Raw genomic sequence first — 18,970 nt, forward strand, 5'->3', positions numbered from 1 at the left:
TCATGGATCACGCCATGCCTAGCATCAACCCCACCATCTTCAAAGCCTACGACATCCGCGGCATCGTCGGCAAAACGCTGCACGCCGACACAGCACGCCTCATCGGCCGAGCCTTCGGCTCTGCAGCGCGCGCCAAGGGCGAATCCGCCGTCGTCATCGGCCGCGACGGTCGCCTGTCGGGCCCTGATCTCCTGGCAGCACTGGCTGACGGACTGCGCGCAAGCGGCGTCGATGTGATCGATCTGGGCCTCGTAGCCACGCCCATGGTCTACTTCGGTACGAACATCGAGCTGGCTGGCCGTCGCGCCACGTCGGGCGTGATGGTTACGGGCAGCCACAATCCGCCCGACTACAACGGCTTCAAGATGGTGCTGGCGGGCCAAGCCATCTACGGCGACCAAATCCAGGCTTTGCGCACGCGCATCGAGCAGGGCGATTTCACTGAAGGCGCCGGCGCCTACGTCCAAGTGGATATCCGCCAGCAGTACATCGACCGAATCGTCTCGGACGTCAAGCTGAGCCGCCCGATGAAGATTGCCGTGGACTGCGGCAACGGCGTGGCCGGTGCATTTGCGCCGGAGCTGTTCCGCGCGATGGGCTGCGAGGTGACGGAGCTGTTTTGCGAGGTGGATGGCCATTTCCCGAACCACCATCCGGATCCGGCCCACGTCGAGAACCTGCAGGACCTCGTGCGCACGCTGCAAACGACCGACTGCGAACTGGGCCTCGCCTTCGACGGCGACGGCGACCGCCTGGGCGTGGTGACCAAGGACGGCCAGGTCATCTTCCCCGACCGCCAGTTGATGTTGTTCGCGCAAGAAGTCCTGTCGCGCAACCCGGGCGGCGAAATCATCTTCGACGTGAAGTGCACGGGCAAGTTGGCGCCATTCATTCGCGAGCACGGCGGCAAGGCCACGATGTGGAAGACGGGCCATTCGCTCGTCAAGGCCAAGCTCAAGGAAACGGGCGCTCCGCTGGCCGGTGAGATGAGCGGCCATATCTTCTTCAAGGACCGCTGGTACGGTTTCGATGACGGTCTGTACACGGGCGCGCGCCTGCTGGAGATCGTCTCCCGCTTGGCCGATCCGAGCGCCACGCTCAACGCGCTGCCGAACTCGCACTGCACGCCTGAGTTGCAACTGAAGTGTGCCGAGGGGGAATCCTTCGAACTGCTCGACAAGATCAAGGCCAACGCCACGTTTGCCGGTGCGAAGGAAGTTAACCGCATCGATGGCGTGCGCGTGGAATACGAAGATGGCTTCGGCTTGGCACGTCCGTCCAACACCACGCCGGTGGTGGTCATGCGTTTCGAGGCCGACAACGATGCCGCGATGGCGCGCATCCAGGGCGAATTCCGCCGCGTGATCCTGGCCGAGAAGCCGGACGCGCAACTGCCGTTCTGATCGCACGGTCCGCACTCATGAAGTTGGGGGAAAGGGTGACGGCATGCGTGTGCTGATCGTCAAGGTATCGTCGCTTGGCGATGTGGTGCATTGCACGCCGGTCGTTGCCGATATTCTGCGTGCCCATCCGGATGCCGAGATCGACTGGGTGGTTGAAGAGGGCTTCGCGGGCATCGTCCGCATCGTGCGCGGCGTACGGGGTGTGATTCCGTTTGCATTGCGACGTTGGCGCAAGTCGCTTGGTTCCGGCAGAACCTGGGGCGAGATGGCAGCGTTCCGCCGTGCGTTGCGCGCCAATACGTACGATGCTGTGCTGGACACGCAGGGGCTCATCAAGACTGCACTCATTGCCGCGCAGGCGAAGCTGACGCCGAACGGTTTTGTGGCGGGCCTCGGCAATCGTTCGGAAGGCGCCGGCTATGAGCCCGCCGCTAAGCTGTTCTATCAGCGCAAGATCGAGATGGAGCCGCGTGTGCACGTAGTCGAGCGCTCACGCCGCATGGTGGCGGAGGCGCTTGGTTACGCGCTGCCCGATACCATCGATTTCGGTTTGCAGCCGCCTGCCGAGTTGCCGTTCAAGCTGCCGCGTCCATACGTGGCGCTGGTGCATGCGACTTCGCGCGCCGACAAAGGTTGGCCGCAGGCTGCGTGGGTTGAGGTCGCACGCGAGCTGCTTGCGCGCGACTACGCCGTTGCTCTGCCGTGGGGCAGCGAGACCGAGCGGCGCACGAGTGAATCGATCCGCGAAGCCATCGTCGCTGCGGTGCCCGGCACAGTGGGGCGCGTGGTGATTCCGCCGCGCATGTCGCTGCCCGATGTGACGGCGTTTCTCGATCAGGCGACTGCGGTGGTAGGTGTGGACACCGGCCTTGTGCACATTGCCGCCGCGCTGTGCAAGCCGACCGTGGCGCTTTACAACTTCACGACGTCATGGCGCACGGGCGGTTATTGGACGCCCAACGTGCACGACCTTGGCAGTGCAGAGGCCCATCCCACCAGCGCGCAGGCGCTTGATGCGCTGCGTGCGCTGGGTGTGCTCTGATGCTGCGCGTTCTGTATCGCTGGTTGTGGCGCATTGCGTTGCCCTTTGCATTGCTGCGTCTGTGGTGGCGCGGCCGTAAGGAGCCCGGTTATCGCCAGCACGTTGGTGAGCGGCTTGGCTTTTATCCGCCCCGCCCGAATCCGGATCGCCCTTTGCTGTGGGTGCATGCCGTGTCCGTTGGCGAGACGCGCGCCGCGCAGCCGCTCATCGATGCGCTGCTTGCGCGCTTTCCTCACCACGCCGTGCTGCTCACGCACATGACGCCGACGGGCCGCCGCACCGGTGCTGAATTTGCGGCGCAACGCAACGGCCGCGTCATCCAGGCGTATCTGCCGTACGACTTGCCGAGTGCGGTCGACCGGTTCCTGCGCCACTTCCAGCCACGCCTTGGCTTGCTGATGGAGACCGAGATCTGGCCGGTACTGATCGAACGTGCCTATGCCGCTGGTGTGCCGATGGTGCTCGTCAATGGACGCCTGTCTGCGCGCAGCCACCGGCGTACTGCACGCCTCGGTGACGCAGCGCGCCAGACGTACGCACAACTCGCCGCCGTGCTGGCCCAGACGCCCGACGATGCCGATCGCTACCGCTCGCTCGGCGTGCCGCGCGTGCGCGTGACCGGCAACCTGAAGTTCGACATCACGCCGCATGTGGACCAGATCATGGCCGGCCGCGTGCTGCACGATGCGCTACGTGGCCGATCGGCATGGGTGGCGGCCAGCACGCGTGAGGGCGAAGAGGCCTTGCTGCTCGACGCTTGGCAGGCGCATCGCGCGCAGCATGTCGGGCGCCGGCATGCCTTGCTGATTCTCGTGCCGCGTCATCCGCAGCGTTTTGATGAAGTGGCCCAGGCGGCCGAACGCGCGGGTTTGCGCGTCGTGCGTCGCAGCGCATTGTCGGTGTCTGCGGCAGGCTTGGCGGACGCCGATGCGCTTGCCGATGCCGACGTCCTGCTCGGGGACTCGATGGGCGAGATGGCGTTGTACTACGCGGCCGGGGAGGCGGCGTTCATCGGCGGCAGTTTGCTTCCGCTTGGTGGGCAGAATTTGATCGAAGCCTGCGCGGTCGGCACGCCCGTGGTCATCGGTCCGCACACGTTCAACTTTGCGCAGGCGACACGCGATGCAGTGGCTGCGGGTGCCTGCGAGCAGGTGGAAGACGCTGCTGCAGTGATACGTGTGATCGACGCTTGGCTGTCGGATGCCGATGCGCGCGAAACCGCATCACGCGCCGCGCTGGCCTTTGCTGCCACGCACGGCGGTGCAACGGCCCGGACGGTGGAGGCGGTGGCGTCTTTGGTATTGCCAACGCTGTAACGCAGTGCACGTTCGGCACGAAAAGTGCGAACTCATGGCGAGCCGGGCAGACTAACGGCTCTTCATGTGATTTGCCTTCCGTCATCAATTACGAACCGCCCATGTCCCAACCGAATCGTCCCAAGCCGAGCCTGCTGCAAACGCCGCGCCGCGTGGTGCTGACCGCCGTGGCACTGGCCTCAGTCACTGCCGCCACCATCATCGGTGCCGGCTGCATGACGCCAACGCCTTCATCCGCGCCAGCGGCGGCCGCCCCCGCGGTGGCCTCAGCGCCGGCCGCTGAAACCAAACAGACACCCGCCAACGCGGCGCCCAACCCGGGCCAGGCGACGCTCGCCCAAGCGCAGGGAGAGGGCCGCTCGCGCTTCGTGCTCGTGCGTTGGCAAGAGCCGGGCGCCGCGCCCAAGGAATTGCCTTCCGCCGAGGGCGACGACGCCGACCCGGCTACGCAGCCGATCTCACTCGAATTCAGTGCTGGCCTGGAGGCGGCCAACGGCGTGGCGTCCGGCTACTCGGGCTGCAATCGCTTCTCGGGGCCGTATGAGAAGCTCGCCTCGGGCATGCGTTTTGGCAACCTGGTGTCGACGCGCATGGCGTGCGACCCGACGCGCATGGAGCTGGAGACGGCGTTCCTGGAGGCGCTCAAATCGCCACTGGCGACCGTCGGTATGCAGCCTTCGGCCAACGGCAAGCAGGGCCGCCAGGTCATCTGGAAAACCAGCGGCGGCGCGTTGCTGCAGTTTGCCGAGCGGCCGCTGCCGCCGCGCGGTCAGACCCACTAGTCAGTGTTTGGCCGATTTGCCGGCACGTTTCGCCAGTTCGGGTTTGGCGCTTGCCGGCGGCAACGCGGTGATATCGCTTGAGCCATTGGCCGTGAGCAGCGTGTTCACCTGGATCACGTCAGCCTCGCTTAACGAGCCGGCGGCGGACTTCAGCCGTAGCCCGTTGACGATGGTGTCGTAACGCGCGCGTGCCAGATCGCGCCGCGCTTGAAAGAGCTGCGCCTGCGAATTCAGCACGTCGGTGCCGATGCGCACGCCCACACCGTAGGCGAGCTGGTTGGAGTCGTACGCTGTGCGCGCCGACAGCTCGGCCGCTTCCAACGCTTTGACCTGCGCCAGCCCTGCGATTACGCCGATGTACGCTTGCCGTGCGCCCTGCTCGGCAGAGCGGCGGGCGAATTCGAGGTCGTTTGCGGCCTTGGTTTCCAGCGCGATGTTTTCACGCACGCGCGACTGGATCGCACCGCCTGCAAAGATCGGAATCGACACCTGCACGCCAATCTGGGAGCTGTCAAAGCGCGCGCCGCCCGGCAGCGATGGCAGATATTGGTTACCGCTGGCATTGGTGTGACCGGTCTGCGCCACCAGATCGACCGAAGGCAGATGGCCTGCGGTCGCCTTCTTCACATCGCGCTCTGCGCTTTGCAGGTTGTATTGCGCCAGCGCCACTTGCAGGTTGCTGCTGCGCGCTTGGTCCACCCAAGGCTCTGCTGAAGCCGGTTCAGGTTGGGGGATCGTGACGCCTGGGCGCACGCCGGCCAGCGTGCCAACGGGCTCTCCGATGATCTGCTTGAGCGCCGATTGCTTGATCTCGAAGTCGCTGCGTGCGGCGATGACGCTGGCGTCGATGGCATCGCGGCGGGCCTGTGCGTCGTTTGCGTCGGTGATGTTGGCATTGCCAACGTCGAAGTTGCGGCGCGCCTGCTCGTATTGTTGCTGGATCGCATCGCGCTGTGCGGTGGCGAGCTGCAGCGTGTCCTGCGCGTTAAGCACGTCAAAGTACGCCTGCGCCGTACGCGCGATGAGATCGAGCTGCGCTTGCGCGAGCGAAGCCTCGGCGGCCTGAGCGGCAATTTCGCCTTGCTTGTAGGTTTCCCAGCGGTCCCAGCGGAAGAGCGGCTGCGACAGCGACAGCGTCCAGCCCGTCGATGAGAACGTCTTGTTGAATTCGGCCGGGGCGGTTTGATCGAAGATGACGCGCGTGGAACTCCAGGCGCCGCCAATCTGCGGCAGTAAGCCGGCGCGGCCTTGCGTGAGCTTTTCGCGTTGCGCGAGCGACTGCGCGCGGGCCGATGCGAATTGCGGATCGTTGACCAGCGCGGCGCGATAGGCAGAGAGGAGGTCGGTCGCAGCCGGCGTGTTCGATTGGGACTGCGCCCACGCGAACATCGGCATCATCGAACAGCACAGCACAACAAGCGAACCGCGCGCGGCCATCCGCGTACGGCTACTGCGAGCAACAGGCATAAAGCCCCCGAGCGAGGAGGAAACGTTCGCGTTCGGAAGGCAGCGCGGGCGCGTCAGACCCTGTTCAGTGTCTGTGGAGCATGAACAAGGTTTTGCCCGGCGGCGGCTTCCCCAATCAGTACGTCGCCATCTGCGGATCCACCTGGTGAGCCCAGGCATGGACGCCGCCTTGCAGGTTGTAGACACGCGCGGCATCAAAGCCACCTTGCGTGATCAGATACTGCGCAACCTGCGCGCTGCGTCCGCCGTGATGGCAGATGCAGACGATGTCTTGGTCAGCATTCAGCTCGCCGGCACGCGCCGGAATCTGGTCCATCGGAATGTGCGTAATGCCGGGAATGGCACAGATCTCCAACTCCTCCGTCCAGCGCACGTCGAGCAGGACGGGCTTCGCGCGCGATGCGTCGGCGAGCCATTGGGCGAGGGCGGTGGGAGCGAGCTGTTGCATGATGATTGGGGAGCCGAGATGGATCAGAAGCGGAAAAGCGACGGTGCGGGAACGCCCACCAGCGGCGCCACGTACGTCTCGAACAGGTTGCGCGTCTGATATTCGGTGTTCGAGATGCGCGTGATCAGTTGTGCTTCCATGACCGGTGCGCCACCCACGAAGATCGACAGGCGACCCCCAACTTTGAGCTGCTTGAGCAGCGCTTCAGGCACGGCGGGCACCGAGCCCGAGACGCAGATGACGTCATAGAGGCCATCGCCCCAGCCTTGTGCGCCGCTGGCTTCGACCACGTCGACGTTGGTGACGCCGTTGCGCGAAAGGTTGTCGCGAGCGAAGGCGACAAGCTCCGGCACGATGTCGAGCGTGGTGACCTGGCGGCCGCGATGGGCGAGCAGGGCAGCCATATAGCCGGAGCCCGCGCCGACTTCCAGCACGTCTTCGTGCTTGCGCACGGCCAGCTCTTGCAGCACGCGGGCTTCCACGCGCGGGGCCAGCATGTTCTGGCCGCCGGCCAGCGGGATTTCCATGTCGACGAAGGCCAGCGCGCGGTAGGCCTCGGGCACGTAGTGTTCGCGCTTGACGACGCTGAGCAGGTCGAGAACGTCGGTATCGAGCACGTCCCAAGGACGGATTTGCTGCTCGATCATGTTGAACCGGGATTTTTCGATGTCCATGGGCATGCCTTCCACGCGGAGCGAGTGATGCAAATGAGGGTTTGACGACAAACCCAGCATTTTAGCAAGTCCGGAGGACATTCCGGCAGACGTTGTCATGACGAGGCCCCTTTATCGGGGTTGCCGCCAGCTTCGGGTAGCGTGCGCCACGGTTGCGCAGTGAGCGCGGGGGGCGGCGGAATCACGGCGCCCGTCACCGGATTGCGCAGCACACCGTGCAGCAACAGCGACACGACGTGAGCGATGAACGCTTTGGGTTCCAGAGCCCGGTGCGAGCACGGGCCGAACGAGTGCTTCCACATCATCAGGAAGATCATCGGCGCGACCATGGTCAGCGTGGTGAGGTCGATGTCGACGTCGCGGAATTCGCCGCGGGCCATGCCGCGTTCGAGGATGCGCGCGAACAGGCGGTCGCAGCGCTCAATAACTTCCTTGTGGTAGTACTGCGCCAAGTCAGGAAAGTTGCCCGATTCGGCCATCAGCAGTTTGGTGAGGCCCGAAGCTGGCGATTCGCCGATCAGTTCCCACCAGCCCATCAGGATCTCGTGCAGCAGCGCTTCGCTGGTGCCGTCAAAGCTATCAATCAGGGCTTCGCCCTCGGCCAGCGCAGGCACCAGGTTTTCCTGCACGACGGCCTTGAACAGCTCTTCCTTGTTGGCGAAATACAGGTAGACCGTGCCCTTGGACACGCCGGCGGCCGATGCCACGTCTTCCAGGCGCGTGGCCGCATAGCCACGCGCCACGAACAGGTTCAGCGCGGCGGCGACCAGTTCCTGGGGGCGGGCCTCTTTGCGGCGGGTCCAGCGTTTGGAGGAAGACTCGGAATCTTGATCGGTCACGGCGGTAGGGCGCGGTCAGTGCGCACGGTCACTGACTCACAGATAACTTACTTTCCGGTCATTAATGTACGCATGCCGCAAGGGTGGGTCAAGCGGCATCGGCAATGTCAATCAGACTGGGCCTCGAATGTGCTGGTGCACAATAGCGGTTTCCGCCCGATTTCGTTGCCTAGGACAGCGTGGACTGTCGACCTCACTGCGGCGCGTGCTGCATCGCGCCTTCCATCTCCAGCCCCATTCCTGGCATGCCGAACGGCAAGCCGGCCGGCGTGCGCTGCGCGCAACTGGATGAGGCCAACGGTTGTCGTATCTTCGGCCAGCCGGAACGTCCGGCGGTGTGCAGCAGCCTTCAGCCCGAGCCCGACATGTGCGGGGGCACGGCTGTGCACGCCATGCAGTTTTTGACCCGACTTGAAATCGCTACCGCAGCGCATTGATTCGTTATGACCGACTCCACGAAACCTGCTGCCCGCTCCAACCCCATCCGCTGGTGGTCGGGGGCTGCCGCCGTTGCCGTGGCCATTGCCGTCGCGCTCGTGGCTTGCATGCCGACCGGCTGGACCGGTGACGGCTACACCTTTTCCCGCGGCCAGATGCAAGACGCGCTTGCGCGCAAGTTTCCGTTCCAACGGCGCTTTCTCGGCTTCTTTGACGTGACGCTGTCCAATCCGCAGGTGTCGCTTGACCCCGCGCGTAACCGCATCGCCATCCAGGCAGACGCTGTGGTGCAGAGCGGCCTGTTCCGCCAGCCGCTGACGGGGCCGCTGGCCGTCTCCAGTGGCTTGCATTACGACTCGCCCACGCATTCGATTCGCCTGGATCAGCCCAGCGTCGATCGCTTCGATTTGCAGAACGTGCCCGGCGGCATTGGCCCGCAGATCAGCTCGATCGGTTCGTTGATTGCCGGCCAACTGCTCAGCGACTACGCCGTCTACACGTTCAAGCCCGAACAGCTGAAAGTGGCTGGCATTGCTGTGGAGCCCGGTACAATCACGGTTTTGCCCGAGGGCGTGCACGTTCAGGCCAAGCGGCCCTGAATTTCTGCTGCGCGCCCAGCGCTTCGTTTTCTTCTTCCTCTTTGCTTATTGCATGGATATCGCACTCGCCATCAAAGCGCTGATTCTCGGCATCGTCGAAGGCCTGACCGAGTTCCTCCCCATTTCCAGCACCGGCCATCTGATCCTCGCTGGCCAGCTGCTCGACTTCAATGACGAAAAGGGCAAGATCTTCGAGATCGTGATCCAGTTCGGCGCCATCCTGGCGGTGTGCTGGGAGTTCCGTCACAAGATCATCGACGTCATCAAGGGTCTGCCGAATGACCCGCGCCAGCAGCGTTTTGCGATCAACGTGATCGTGGCGACGATTCCCGCGATCACGCTTGCGCTGATCTTCGGCAAGGCCATCAAGGCGCATCTGTTCAACCCGATCGTGGTGGCATCGGCGTTCATCCTCGGGGGCTTCGTGATTTTGTGGGCCGAATGGCGCGAACGTCATCGCGGCGAGACGCACGACCCGCGCGCCAATGCGCTGCTCGAAGCCGCCAAGGCTGGCGCGCCGCGCATTGAAACCCTGGATGACCTGCGCATTTCCGATGCCATCAAGGTGGGCTTCGCGCAGTGCTTCGCGCTGATTCCGGGCACGTCGCGTTCGGGCTCGACCATCATCGGCGGCCTGCTGTTCGGGCTGTCGCGCAAGGTGGCGACGGAGTTCTCGTTCTTCCTGGCGATTCCCGTGATTTTTGGCGCGACGGTGTACGAGCTGTACAAGTCGCGCGCGCTGCTGTCGGCTGACGATCTGTCGATCTTCGCGGTCGGTTTTGTAGCCGCATTCATCTCGGCGTTCTTCTGCGTGCGCTGGCTGCTGAAGTTCATTGCCACGCATGATTTCCGCGGCTTTGCGTGGTACCGGATCATCTTCGGCATCATCGTCCTGGTGACGGCCTATACGCACCTCATCGCCTGGCAAGCCTAAGCCACCGGCGAGCATTTCCCTTTCTCGGTGCGAGGCTTTCGCACCGTCTGCACGATCGGGCGGATTCGGACACACTGGCGGTTTCTTCCGTCAGCCGCTGACTGCCGAATCTCCCGATCATGAGTGCTCTCTTCCAGCCTTTCTCCCTGCGCGGTCTCACGCTTGAGAACCGCATCGTCATCTCGCCGATGTGCCAGTACTCGGCCGACAACGGCCAAGCCACGGCGTGGCATCACACGCATCTGGGCAGCCTGTCGCTTTCGGGCGCGGGGCTGTTGATGATCGAGGCGACGGCCGTGTCGCCGGAAGGCCGCATCACCAACGGCTGCCTGGGTTTGTGGGACGACACGACCGAAGCCGCGCTTGAGCGCACGCTGGCTGCCATTCGCCAGAACGCGCTGGTGCCGATCGGCATGCAGATCGCGCACGCGGGCCGCAAGGCTTCGAGCGCACGGCCTTGGGAAGGCGGCGCATTGTTGGCGCTCGATGCCGGCGGCTGGGAAACGATGGGTCCGTCCGCGTTGCCGCAGCGCCCTGAAGAGCGCGCTCCGCGTGAGATGTCCGATGCGGACCTCGCCCGCGTGCGCGACCAGTTTGTCGACACCGCACGCCGCGCTGTGCGGCTTGGCCTATCGGCCATCGAGCTGCACGCCGCCCATGGCTATCTGCTGCACGAATTCCTGTCGCCGATCGCCAATCAGCGTACCGATGCCTATGGCGGTTCGCGTGAGAACCGCATGCGCTATCCGCTGGAGATCTTTGACGCGGTGCGCGCCGTGGTGCCGGACAACATTCCGGTTGGCGTACGCGTGTCTGCCACCGATTGGGTGGAGGGCGGTTGGACGCCGGAGGATTCGGTGGCTTTTGCGCAGGCACTGCGTGCCCGCGGCTGCGATTGGATCGATGCGTCGTCAGGCGGGGTGTCGCCGCTGCAGCAAATTCCGCTGTCGACCGGCTATCAGGTGCCGTTTGCCGAGAAGATCCGCCATGAAGCGGATATCCCCACCATCGCCGTCGGCCTCATCAACGAGGCGCATGAGGCGGAAGCCATCGTTGCGCAAGGGCGTGCGGACTTGGTCGCTGTCGGCCGGGCGTTCCTCTACAACCCGCACTGGGCTTGGGCGGCGGCCGCTGAATTGGGCGCGACGGTCAAGGCGCCGCCGCAATACTGGCGCGCTTTCCCGCGCCACGCCAAGAACCTCTTCGGCGATACGCATTTCGGCGCACGCTGACGCGCGCCAGCGTGCGCGGACGTGGTCAGGCCCGCTTGCGGAAGACCACGTCCCACACGCCGTGCCCGAGGCGCAGGCCGCGTTTCTCGAACTTGGTGACGGGGCGATAGTCGGGGCGCGGCGCGAAGCCCTCGGCGGTGTTCTCCAGCGTCGGTTCTGCGGAAAGCACTTCCAGCATCTGGTGGGCGTATTCCTCCCAGTCCGTCGCGCAATGCAGATAGCCGCCGGGCTTCAGGTGGGCCGCCAGACGCGCCACGAAGGGGCTTTGGATCAGGCGTCGCTTGTTGTGGCGCTTCTTGTGCCATGGGTCTGGAAAGAACACGTGAATCCCATCGAGCGTGCCTTCCGGAATCATGTGCGCCAGCACTTCCACCGCATCGTGCGAAACGATGCGGATGTTGCCGATCTCGCGTTCGCCGATCATCTTGAGCAGCGCACCGACGCCCGGCTCATGCACTTCCACGCCTAGAAAATCGTCGTCCGGACGCAATTGCGCGATGTGCGCGGTGGTTTCGCCCATGCCGAAGCCGATCTCGAAGATGCGCTTGGCGCCGGTGCGGCCGAAGGCGGCGTCCCAGTCGAGCGGCTCGGTGGTGTAGGGCAACTGGAAGCGTGGGCCAAGCTCATCGATGGCGCGTTGCTGACCGGTCGACGTGCGGCCGGCGCGGCGCACGAAGGAGCGGATGCGGCGCGGGTGGCCGGTTTGCTCGCCAGTTTCAGCGTCTTCCGCGGTATTGGTGTCTTGCGATTCCGGCGTAATGTCGTCGGGGCCGGTGCCCGGCTGTTCGATGGGCTGCATGAAGATCCCGTGCCGGTTGCCCGTCGATGGAATGGCGGGCGAGCAGGCAACAAAAAAGCCGCCGAGGGCGGCTTCAGACTGTTCGGTGGAGCGGGCGATGGGAATCGAACCCACGGCTCTAGCTTGGGAAGCTAGGGTATTACCATTATACGACGCCCGCGTAGCCGAACATTCTATGCGCGGTTGTGGGGATTGGGCAAGCAAGGGCGGCAAGGGCTGGTGTGAAAAGTGCAATTACCGCCGCTTTGCTTGCCCCATTCCGCTGCTACTGTGCTGACCTCGCTTGGTGGGTTGCTGCGACGAATGCCTTGGTTGCTCCCAGTAGCTCCTCCGTCGTGATCTTGTCCAGGGCACCAATGGCTTTCGGCAGGTCTTCCTTCAAGCTGGCGTAGGTGAGGTAGCTGGATTCGTCAAAGGTCTTCCAGTATCGGATGCCTTTTCGGAAGATCGGTTTTAGCGAGGCGCTGTCGAAGACGGTGATCGAACCGATGACTTCTCTTCGGTACGAGTTCAGAGGGCCAGGCGCTTTATAGCCGGGCTGGAGCGAGATCACCATGATTGCGTCGGCGCCCCGGTAAGAATCGCCCGTCATGGTCGGCAGGTAGCCATCAATCTTCAGCTTTGGCGCCCCATCCTGCGCAAGGTCCACTTCAGAGACTGAAAAGCTGCTCTTGCTCAATTCGGCCTTCACGGTATCCAACGCATCTTGTGATGGCGGTTTTCCTCCGCGGCTTTCGACGGCAAGCTTGTTGAATTCGTCAGTACTACTTTTGGCGCCGGCGTTCAGCGTGCCTGAAACGGCGCCGCTAGCAATATTCGCGATCACACCAGCGCCAGGGAATAAGACCGTCGGCGCCGCACCGGTCGTCGTGTAGTACGAGACGTTAAGCGGTGTGGCAATGGCAATGGTTTTCACTGCACGCAGTTTGTCGGCGTTTGCCGGGCCCACGACGGAGGAGGTGGGCGCTGCACATCCTGAAAAAAGCGCTGCGGTTCCGATGGCGGTCAGGAGTGTTCTTAGCATAGTGAGTGACATGTCTTCTTGTGAATATCTAAAGATGCTTTCGGCGTGGCCATGTCAATCTTGAGTGTTTCCCCACCGGAGTGGGGCGGTCACTATGGTCCATGCGGGAGCAGATTGTCTTTATGACGCTCGGTGTTACCGCCCGTATCGCTGCATACCTTTCTCAAGCTATTGGCTCCGCGACTTTTCCTGACGGCGGCTGTTGCTGCTCCGATTCTCATCCCACGCAGGAAACACCGTCGATCGCTTGACCACGCCATACGCGAAGCTCGTGTCGATGGCGGCGATGCCCGGGATGGCATGCAATTGCCCGCGCACGAACTGCTCGTAGTCCTGCAGGCTTTCCACCAGCACGCGCAGCAGGTAATCCGCCTCGCCGGTCAGCACATAGCAATCGAGGATCGCGTCGATGGCGCGGATGCGGTTCTCGAACGTCGAGACCACCTCCCGCGAGTGCTGCTGCAGACGAATATGCACGAATGCCGTGACCGGTAGCCCATACGCCTCTTCATCGACGATGGCGGTGTAACCGCGAATGATGCCCGCGTCCTCCAGCAACCGCAGCCGGCGCAGGCAGGGTGAGGGCGACAGGTTCACCCGCTCCGACAACTCCTGGTTGGTCAGTCGGCCTTCTTTTTGAAGGGCGGCGATGATCTGCCTGTCTTTCTTATCCATGTGATTTTTCCGGAGTGGCAGGTTCTGCCAAAGCAACGCTCAGCATTAGTGGAAATAGCAAGATACTACTTTTCATGCTGGGGCATTCTGTCTCCATTCTGAAATCGAGGGTGGCGGCATGCGTGGTTCGACATTGACGGTGGGCGTGGGAGCGCAGGCGGGGCGAAACGCCTTCCAGGCCAACCCGCTGATCGGGTATGCGGCGATGGTGCTGACGGTGCTCATCTGGGCCGGGTTCGCGCTGTCGATCCGGGCGATTGGCGCTTCGCCGCTGGCGCCTGCCGACGTGGCGCTCATCCGATTCGGCCTGCCGACCGTGTTGCTGTTGCCGTTCCTGCCCTCCCGCTGGCCGATGCTGCGGCGGGTGAAACCGCTCAGCGCGCTGATGGTGTTGGCGGGCGGTGGCGTGCCGTTCTTCTTCATGGCTTCGGCCGGCGGCAAGGTGACATCGGCCGCCCACGTGGCTGCGTTGATTGCGGGTACGACGCCGCTGTCGGTGGCGCTGATCGCGTATGTGGTGGACCGCCAGCGCATCGCGGCGGCACGCGGGCGCGCCATCGCGATCATCCTCGCTGGCGTGCTGCTCCTGCTGGTATCGCAATCGCATGTGTCGCATGGCGCGTTTGTCGGCGGCGCCGCATTGCTGTTGCTGGCGAGTCTGCTCTGGGGCAGCTACACGCTGGGGCTGCGCCGGGCGGGGCTCGATGCCATCGGTTGCGCATTGCTGTTGAGCGTGCCGTCCTTCTTGCTGACGGCGCTGCTGGTGGGCCTGGGCGTGGTCGACAGCCATGCCGGGCACTTCACCGTGGGCAGCGCCATGCCTTTCCTGCTGGCCCAGGGCCTGGGGGTTGGCGTGATTTCAAGTCTGTCTTATGCGCTGGCGATTCGTCATCTGGATACGCCGCGCTGTTCCGCCATCGGCTCGCTGGCGCCAGCGCTGGCTTGCCTCGGGGCGGTTCCTTTGCTCGGTGAATCGCTGACCCTGACCGTTGCCTGCGGCATTGCTGTGATCACCGCTGGCGTGATCCTCGCAAACCGCGCGTAGACCATCGCATCGTCCTTCCGGAGACCACGTCATGCTCGCAACCCTCGCCACCGTTGCCCCGGACCCGCTGTGGGGGCTGACTGCGGCTTTCCGTGCCGACCCTCGGCCCGACAAGGTGGATCTTGTGGTGGGTGTCTACCGCGATGACAGCGGGCAGACGCCGGTCATGGCCGCAGTGAAGGCCGGCGAGGAGCGCCTCGCCGCCGCGGGTGCCTCCAAGGCTTACCGCGGGTTGGCCGGCAACGCCGATTTCAATGCCGCGTTGGCGACGCTGCTGCTCGGCAACGACGTAGGTCGCCTGGCGCGCCAGCACACGATGCAGACCGTGGGCGGGACCGGCGCGCTCAGGTTGCTCGCCGACTTCATCGCCGTCGCTTCGCCCGGTGCTCGCGTCTGGGTGTCTGACCCTGGCTACGTCAACCACGTGCCCATCATGCGAGCGGCGGGGCTTGCAGTGGACCGCTACCGCTGGCACGCCGAAGGCGGGGTGCTGGACGCGGATGCCATGTTCGCGGACCTGTGGGCCGCGCGTGCAGGCGATGTCGTGCTGCTGCATGGTTGCTGCCACAACCCGACGGGCATCGACATGAGCATGGAGGTCTGGCAAACCGTGGCGGAGCGCTGCGCGAAGCAGGGCCTGATCCCGCTGGTCGACATGGCGTATCTGGGTCTCGCCGATGGTCTGGAGCAGGACGCCGCGGGACTGCGGTTGCTCGTCGATGCGCTCGATACGGTGCTGGTGGCGGCAAGCTGCTCGAAGAGCATGGGCCTGTACTGCGAACGCACCGGCGCGGCGATGGTAATCGGCAAGAGCAGGGCAGCCCTGCAGCCCGTTGGCGGCGTGCTGGGGCGCATTACACGTAGCAACTATTCGATGCCGCCGGACCACGGTGCGGCCATCGTGGCTGCCATCCTGGGCGATGCCGCATTGACGGTGTCCTGGCGTAACGAGTTGGAACACATGCGTCAGCGGATCGTTGGCAACCGGTGCCGCCTTGATGGCGCATTGGCCAGTCTGGGCGCTCCCGTTGCGCTACAGAATCTGTCGCGGCACAAGGGCATGTTTTCCATGCTGCCGTTGGATGCCGATGCCATGGAGCGTTTGCGCGCAGATCACGCCATCTATGGCACTCAGGGCGGCCGGATCAATATTGCAGGACTCGCACCGGAGCAGATTGACCGGGTTGCGGGCGCGCTCGTGGCCGTGGCCTTGGATATGGCGTGTGCGTTGGCCTGATCGACGCGGATGACTTCGCTTGAACGCAGGCAGTGTGCTCTGCACTGTCTCGGCGTAGTCCATGCTCACATTAGGCCGTGGCCTAACGCCGCCGCGCCATCGCCTGCATTGCCGCATCCACAAACTTCGCCGCGGCGTGCTCGCCGGCCGTCGGGGCTGCGGCCTTGGCGCACGCGGCCACCACGTCGCAGAGCGATTGCGGATCTTCCTTGCAGGCGCGTAGCAGCGGCATGGCAGCACCTGCGGCTGAACCGAAGTGCTGCACAGCCAGACGCATCAACTCGACCTTGACCACGTTGGGCAGCACGTCGGCCAACTCCGGCGGCACGGCAGCCTGTGGCGCAGAAGAAGCCGAGACTGGCGCCGCACGCGGCTTGCCGGTGTCATTGGCGGCGGGCTCGTCGATGGGTGCTGCCACCGCTTGCAGGCCCAGCGTCATGCCGGTCAACGGTGGCAGTTCGTCGTAGATGAGCGACAGGGCGGCAGGTGCGCCCTCGGCTTGATCGTCAAGCAGCGGCCGGTTGAAGTGGGCGATGGGATCGAACGGTTCAGCGGCCGATGCGCTTTCACGCGGGATACCGGGCAGCACGTCGACCATGCCGGCCTGTTGCAGCCCCACGAGCAGTTCGTCCAGATCGGGCCAGTCGCTCAGCAGCTGATGCAGTTGCCCGACGGTACGGGCACCGTCGATGAGGATGAGCAGATGGCGCTGGCGCATCTGCATATCGTGGCGGCGCTCGGCCAAGGCTTCACGGCCGTCCTCCGTTTTGACCAGGACGTTCGACGTTGCAAGCATGGTGACTCCCCGTTAAGCAGCTCGCCCGGCATCTTGATGTGCCGGTGCAAGCTGTACGTTAGTCATCACATCCTGGCCTTGCCATCGTTCGATTGGCGGAGATTGTGAAACGAGGGGCCAACGATTGGTCTAGCTCCGCCACGACTCCAGTGCCGGCGCGGCTTCGCCCTGCGCGCTACTTTGCCGAACCAGCGACCCGGCGTAGCTCGCATACCACGCCAGCACGTCCGGATTGGCCATCGCGTCCGGGTTGGCGATGCGCTCGACCAGTGCGCCAAGCAGCAGCTTTTTGATCGGCACCTCCATTTTCTTGCCCGAGAGCGTGCGCGGCACACCGGGCGCCTGCACAACCACGTTGGGCACATGCCGGGCCGATAGCCCTGCCTTGATGCGCGCGTTGATCGCGCTGCGCAGCGCGTCGTCGAGCGTCACACCCTCGCGCAGCACGACAAACAGCGGCATGAACGATTCCCGGCCGAGAAATTCAAGATCGACGACGAGGCTGTCGAGCACTTCGGGCAGGTCTTCCACCACGCGGTACAGCTCCGCCGTGCCCATGCGGATGCCATGGCGGTTGATCGTGGCGTCCGACCGGCCGTAGATGATGGCGCCGCCGCGCGGGGTGATCTTGATCCAGTCGCCATGACGCCACTGGCCCGGGTACATGTCGAAGTAGCTGTCGCGGTAGCGGCTGCCATCGGTGTCGCCCCAGAAGTAGAGCGGCATCGATGGGATGGGTGCCGTGCAGACCAGTTCGCCCACTGCGTCGATGAGGGGCTGGCCGGCCTCGTCGAGCGCTTCCACGCGCGAACCGAGGTTGCGGCATTGCATCTCGCCCGCATAGACGGGCAGCGTGGCGACGCCGCCCACGAAGCAGCCGGCAAAGTCGGTGCCGCCGGAAATCGGGTTGAGCCAGACGTCGGCCTTCACGTGGCGGTAGATCCAGTCATACGCCTCGGCTGAGAGCGGCGAACCGGTCGAGCCGACCGCGCGCAGTTTCGACAGGTCGAAATCGCGACCGGGCTCGATGCCGGCCTTCAGGCAATTGGCGAAGAACGCCGCCCCGGCGCCAAAGAACGTCACGCCCGCATCCTGCGCAAAGCGCCACAGCGTATTGAGATCGGGCGTGCCGGGATTGCCGTCGTAGATGGCGAGCGTGACGCCGCCAAGCAGGCCGCTGGCCTGCGAATTCCACATGACCCAGCCGGTGCTGCTGTACCAGTGGTAAACGTCGTCGGGACCCAGGTCGAGATGCAGCGCGCCCATCATCGTCTGCACCAGCAGCAGGCCGCCGTGGCCGTGCACGATGGGCTTGGGCATGCCGGTGGTGCCGGACGAATAGAGAATCCACAGCGGGTGGTCTGCAGCAACTGGCGTGACGACGAGCGGCACATCGTTGGCCGTGAGGTCGCGCCAGTCACGGGCCTCCGGGAAGCGTGTGCGGTTGATCTCGCCCAGCAGCTGCGGCACGAGGACAAGGTGTTCGACCGAGGGCAGCGCGGCAACCATCTCGGCGACCACGTCGGCGCGGTCGAAAGCGCGCCCGCCGTAGTGATAGCCGTCCACCGCGATCAGCACCTTGGGCTCGATCTGTCGGAAGCGGTCGGTGACGGCCACCTGGCCCATGTCGGGTGCGCAGACGGACCAGATGGCACCGACGCTGGCCGTGGCGAGAAACGCGACGATGGCATCCGGCGTGTTCGACAGATAGGCGGCAACGCGGTCGCCCGGCACCACACCCATCTTGCGCAGTGCATCGGCTAGCGATGCGACCCGGCGGCGCAGTTCGCGCCACGATAGGTCGGCCAGCGGCTTGGTCTCGCTGGCGTAGCGGATGGCGGTGCGGTCGGGGCTGCCGCCTTCCTCCACATGACGCATGACCTGATCGACGTAGTTCAGCCTTGCGCCGACGAGCCATTGCGCGCCCGGCATGGTGCGGTCGCCCAGCATTTGCGTGAAGGGCGTCGAGGCGCGCAGGTCGAGATAATCCCAGACGGACGTCCAGAACGCGTCCAGCTCGGTGGTGGACCACTCCCACAGTTGCGCGTAGCCCTCGGGCGTGGTGGCCGAGAAGCGCAGGCCGCGTTCGCGCGCGAGCCAGTCGAGGTAATGGGTCAGGCGCGAGCGCGCGATGAAGTCCGCCGATGGCGTCCACAGCAGGGCGCCTTCCTGGATGGTGCTCATGTGTCTCCTCCGCCGGTCAGGCAAGGGGGAAGGCCG

19 protein-coding genes and 1 tRNA gene are annotated in these 18,970 nt (G+C 64.5%); 10 read left to right on the plus strand and 10 right to left on the minus strand.

Features of this window, described 5'->3' with window-relative positions; translation table 11 throughout:
• Positions 1-14: 14 nt before the first annotated feature.
• The 4 genes from ACTJK4_RS04665 to ACTJK4_RS04680 all read left to right on the plus strand — a co-directional run bounded on the left by ACTJK4_RS04665 (position 15) and on the right by ACTJK4_RS04680 (position 4,543).
• Positions 15-1,403, plus strand: a complete 1,389-nt coding sequence (locus tag ACTJK4_RS04665; RefSeq protein ID WP_440816383.1) for a phosphomannomutase/phosphoglucomutase — start codon at positions 15-17, stop codon at positions 1,401-1,403.
• A 43-nt stretch (positions 1,404-1,446) separates the two neighbouring features.
• The gene (waaC, locus tag ACTJK4_RS04670; RefSeq protein WP_343618304.1) at positions 1,447-2,445 is read left to right on the plus strand and encodes a lipopolysaccharide heptosyltransferase I; all 999 of its coding nucleotides are present in this window, start codon (positions 1,447-1,449) and stop codon (positions 2,443-2,445) included.
• Positions 2,445-3,761, plus strand: coding sequence for a lipid IV(A) 3-deoxy-D-manno-octulosonic acid transferase (gene waaA, locus ACTJK4_RS04675; protein ID WP_440076761.1), 1,317 nt, complete (start codon positions 2,445-2,447; stop codon positions 3,759-3,761). The genes waaC and waaA overlap by 1 nt, the downstream gene beginning before the upstream one ends.
• 101 nt (positions 3,762-3,862) lie before the next feature.
• Positions 3,863-4,543 carry an META domain-containing protein gene (locus tag ACTJK4_RS04680; RefSeq protein ID WP_440816387.1) on the plus strand — a complete coding sequence of 227 codons (681 nt, stop codon included), beginning with the start codon at positions 3,863-3,865 and terminating at the stop codon, positions 4,541-4,543.
• Here the strand turns inward: ACTJK4_RS04680 and ACTJK4_RS04685 are convergent, their stop codons facing one another.
• The 4 genes from ACTJK4_RS04685 to ACTJK4_RS04700 all read right to left on the minus strand — a co-directional run bounded on the left by ACTJK4_RS04685 (position 4,544) and on the right by ACTJK4_RS04700 (position 7,971).
• Complete coding sequence (locus tag ACTJK4_RS04685; protein WP_440816390.1) at positions 4,544-5,980, minus strand: TolC family outer membrane protein; 1,437 nt, start codon at positions 5,978-5,980, stop codon at positions 4,544-4,546.
• Positions 5,981-6,125: 145 nt separating this feature from the next.
• On the minus strand, positions 6,126-6,458 hold the full coding sequence (locus tag ACTJK4_RS04690; RefSeq protein WP_232042186.1) for a rhodanese-like domain-containing protein: 333 nt from the start codon (positions 6,456-6,458) through the stop codon (positions 6,126-6,128).
• A gap of 23 nt (positions 6,459-6,481) precedes the next feature.
• Entirely contained in the window at positions 6,482-7,132 is a 651-nt protein-coding gene (locus ACTJK4_RS04695; RefSeq protein WP_232042187.1) for a protein-L-isoaspartate O-methyltransferase family protein, read from the minus strand.
• Between the two features lie 95 nt (positions 7,133-7,227).
• Positions 7,228-7,971, minus strand: coding sequence for a TetR/AcrR family transcriptional regulator (locus tag ACTJK4_RS04700; protein ID WP_260802897.1), 744 nt, complete (start codon positions 7,969-7,971; stop codon positions 7,228-7,230).
• A 179-nt stretch (positions 7,972-8,150) separates the two neighbouring features.
• On the opposite strand from ACTJK4_RS04700, the gene ACTJK4_RS04705 reads away from it, so the two are divergent.
• The 4 genes from ACTJK4_RS04705 (at position 8,151) to ACTJK4_RS04720 (ending at position 11,174) form a co-directional block, all read left to right on the plus strand.
• Positions 8,151-8,408 carry a YkgJ family cysteine cluster protein gene (locus ACTJK4_RS04705; RefSeq protein WP_440816395.1) on the plus strand — a complete coding sequence of 86 codons (258 nt, stop codon included), beginning with the start codon at positions 8,151-8,153 and terminating at the stop codon, positions 8,406-8,408.
• Positions 8,409-8,414: 6 nt separating this feature from the next.
• Positions 8,415-9,008, plus strand: a complete 594-nt coding sequence (locus ACTJK4_RS04710; RefSeq protein WP_440816398.1) for a DUF1439 domain-containing protein — start codon at positions 8,415-8,417, stop codon at positions 9,006-9,008.
• 52 nt (positions 9,009-9,060) lie between these two features.
• A complete protein-coding gene (locus ACTJK4_RS04715; RefSeq protein WP_027677989.1) occupies positions 9,061-9,942 on the plus strand; it encodes an undecaprenyl-diphosphate phosphatase in 882 nt (293 codons plus the stop codon).
• 119 nt (positions 9,943-10,061) lie between these two features.
• Positions 10,062-11,174 (plus strand): NADH:flavin oxidoreductase/NADH oxidase, encoded by a 1,113-nt coding sequence (locus ACTJK4_RS04720; protein ID WP_440816402.1) that lies wholly within the window; start codon positions 10,062-10,064, stop codon positions 11,172-11,174.
• 25 nt (positions 11,175-11,199) lie between these two features.
• Here ACTJK4_RS04720 and trmB read toward each other — a convergent pair whose 3' ends face one another.
• From trmB to ACTJK4_RS04740, 4 genes are all read right to left on the minus strand, one after another.
• Positions 11,200-11,973 (minus strand): tRNA (guanosine(46)-N7)-methyltransferase TrmB, encoded by a 774-nt coding sequence (trmB, locus tag ACTJK4_RS04725; RefSeq protein ID WP_440816854.1) that lies wholly within the window; start codon positions 11,971-11,973, stop codon positions 11,200-11,202.
• 86 nt (positions 11,974-12,059) lie between these two features.
• Positions 12,060-12,133: transfer RNA gene (locus tag ACTJK4_RS04730), tRNA-Gly, on the minus strand.
• A gap of 105 nt (positions 12,134-12,238) precedes the next feature.
• Complete coding sequence (locus tag ACTJK4_RS04735; protein WP_260802893.1) at positions 12,239-13,009, minus strand: hypothetical protein; 771 nt, start codon at positions 13,007-13,009, stop codon at positions 12,239-12,241.
• Between the two features lie 156 nt (positions 13,010-13,165).
• Positions 13,166-13,672: an Lrp/AsnC family transcriptional regulator gene (locus tag ACTJK4_RS04740; protein WP_260802892.1), complete on the minus strand. Its 507-nt coding sequence runs from the start codon at positions 13,670-13,672 to the stop codon at positions 13,166-13,168.
• Between the two features lie 118 nt (positions 13,673-13,790).
• Here ACTJK4_RS04740 and ACTJK4_RS04745 point away from each other — a divergent pair, with 118 nt between their 5' ends.
• Together ACTJK4_RS04745 and ACTJK4_RS04750 are read left to right on the plus strand one after the other, a co-directional pair.
• Positions 13,791-14,717, plus strand: a complete 927-nt coding sequence (locus ACTJK4_RS04745; protein ID WP_440816407.1) for a DMT family transporter — start codon at positions 13,791-13,793, stop codon at positions 14,715-14,717.
• Between the two features lie 31 nt (positions 14,718-14,748).
• A complete protein-coding gene (locus ACTJK4_RS04750) occupies positions 14,749-15,954 on the plus strand; it encodes an amino acid aminotransferase (RefSeq protein WP_440816410.1) in 1,206 nt (401 codons plus the stop codon).
• Positions 15,955-16,036: 82 nt separating this feature from the next.
• Here ACTJK4_RS04750 and ACTJK4_RS04755 read toward each other — a convergent pair whose 3' ends face one another.
• Both ACTJK4_RS04755 and ACTJK4_RS04760 read right to left on the minus strand, forming a co-directional pair.
• Positions 16,037-16,750: a hypothetical protein gene (locus tag ACTJK4_RS04755; protein ID WP_440816412.1), complete on the minus strand. Its 714-nt coding sequence runs from the start codon at positions 16,748-16,750 to the stop codon at positions 16,037-16,039.
• Positions 16,751-16,879: 129 nt separating this feature from the next.
• Positions 16,880-18,934: an acetoacetate--CoA ligase gene (locus tag ACTJK4_RS04760; RefSeq protein WP_440816415.1), complete on the minus strand. Its 2,055-nt coding sequence runs from the start codon at positions 18,932-18,934 to the stop codon at positions 16,880-16,882.
• Positions 18,935-18,970: the final 36 nt, after the last annotated feature.

Source organism: Ralstonia sp. 22111 (assembly GCF_052045895.1).
Taxonomy (GTDB): Bacteria; Pseudomonadota; Gammaproteobacteria; order Burkholderiales; family Burkholderiaceae; genus Ralstonia; species Ralstonia wenshanensis.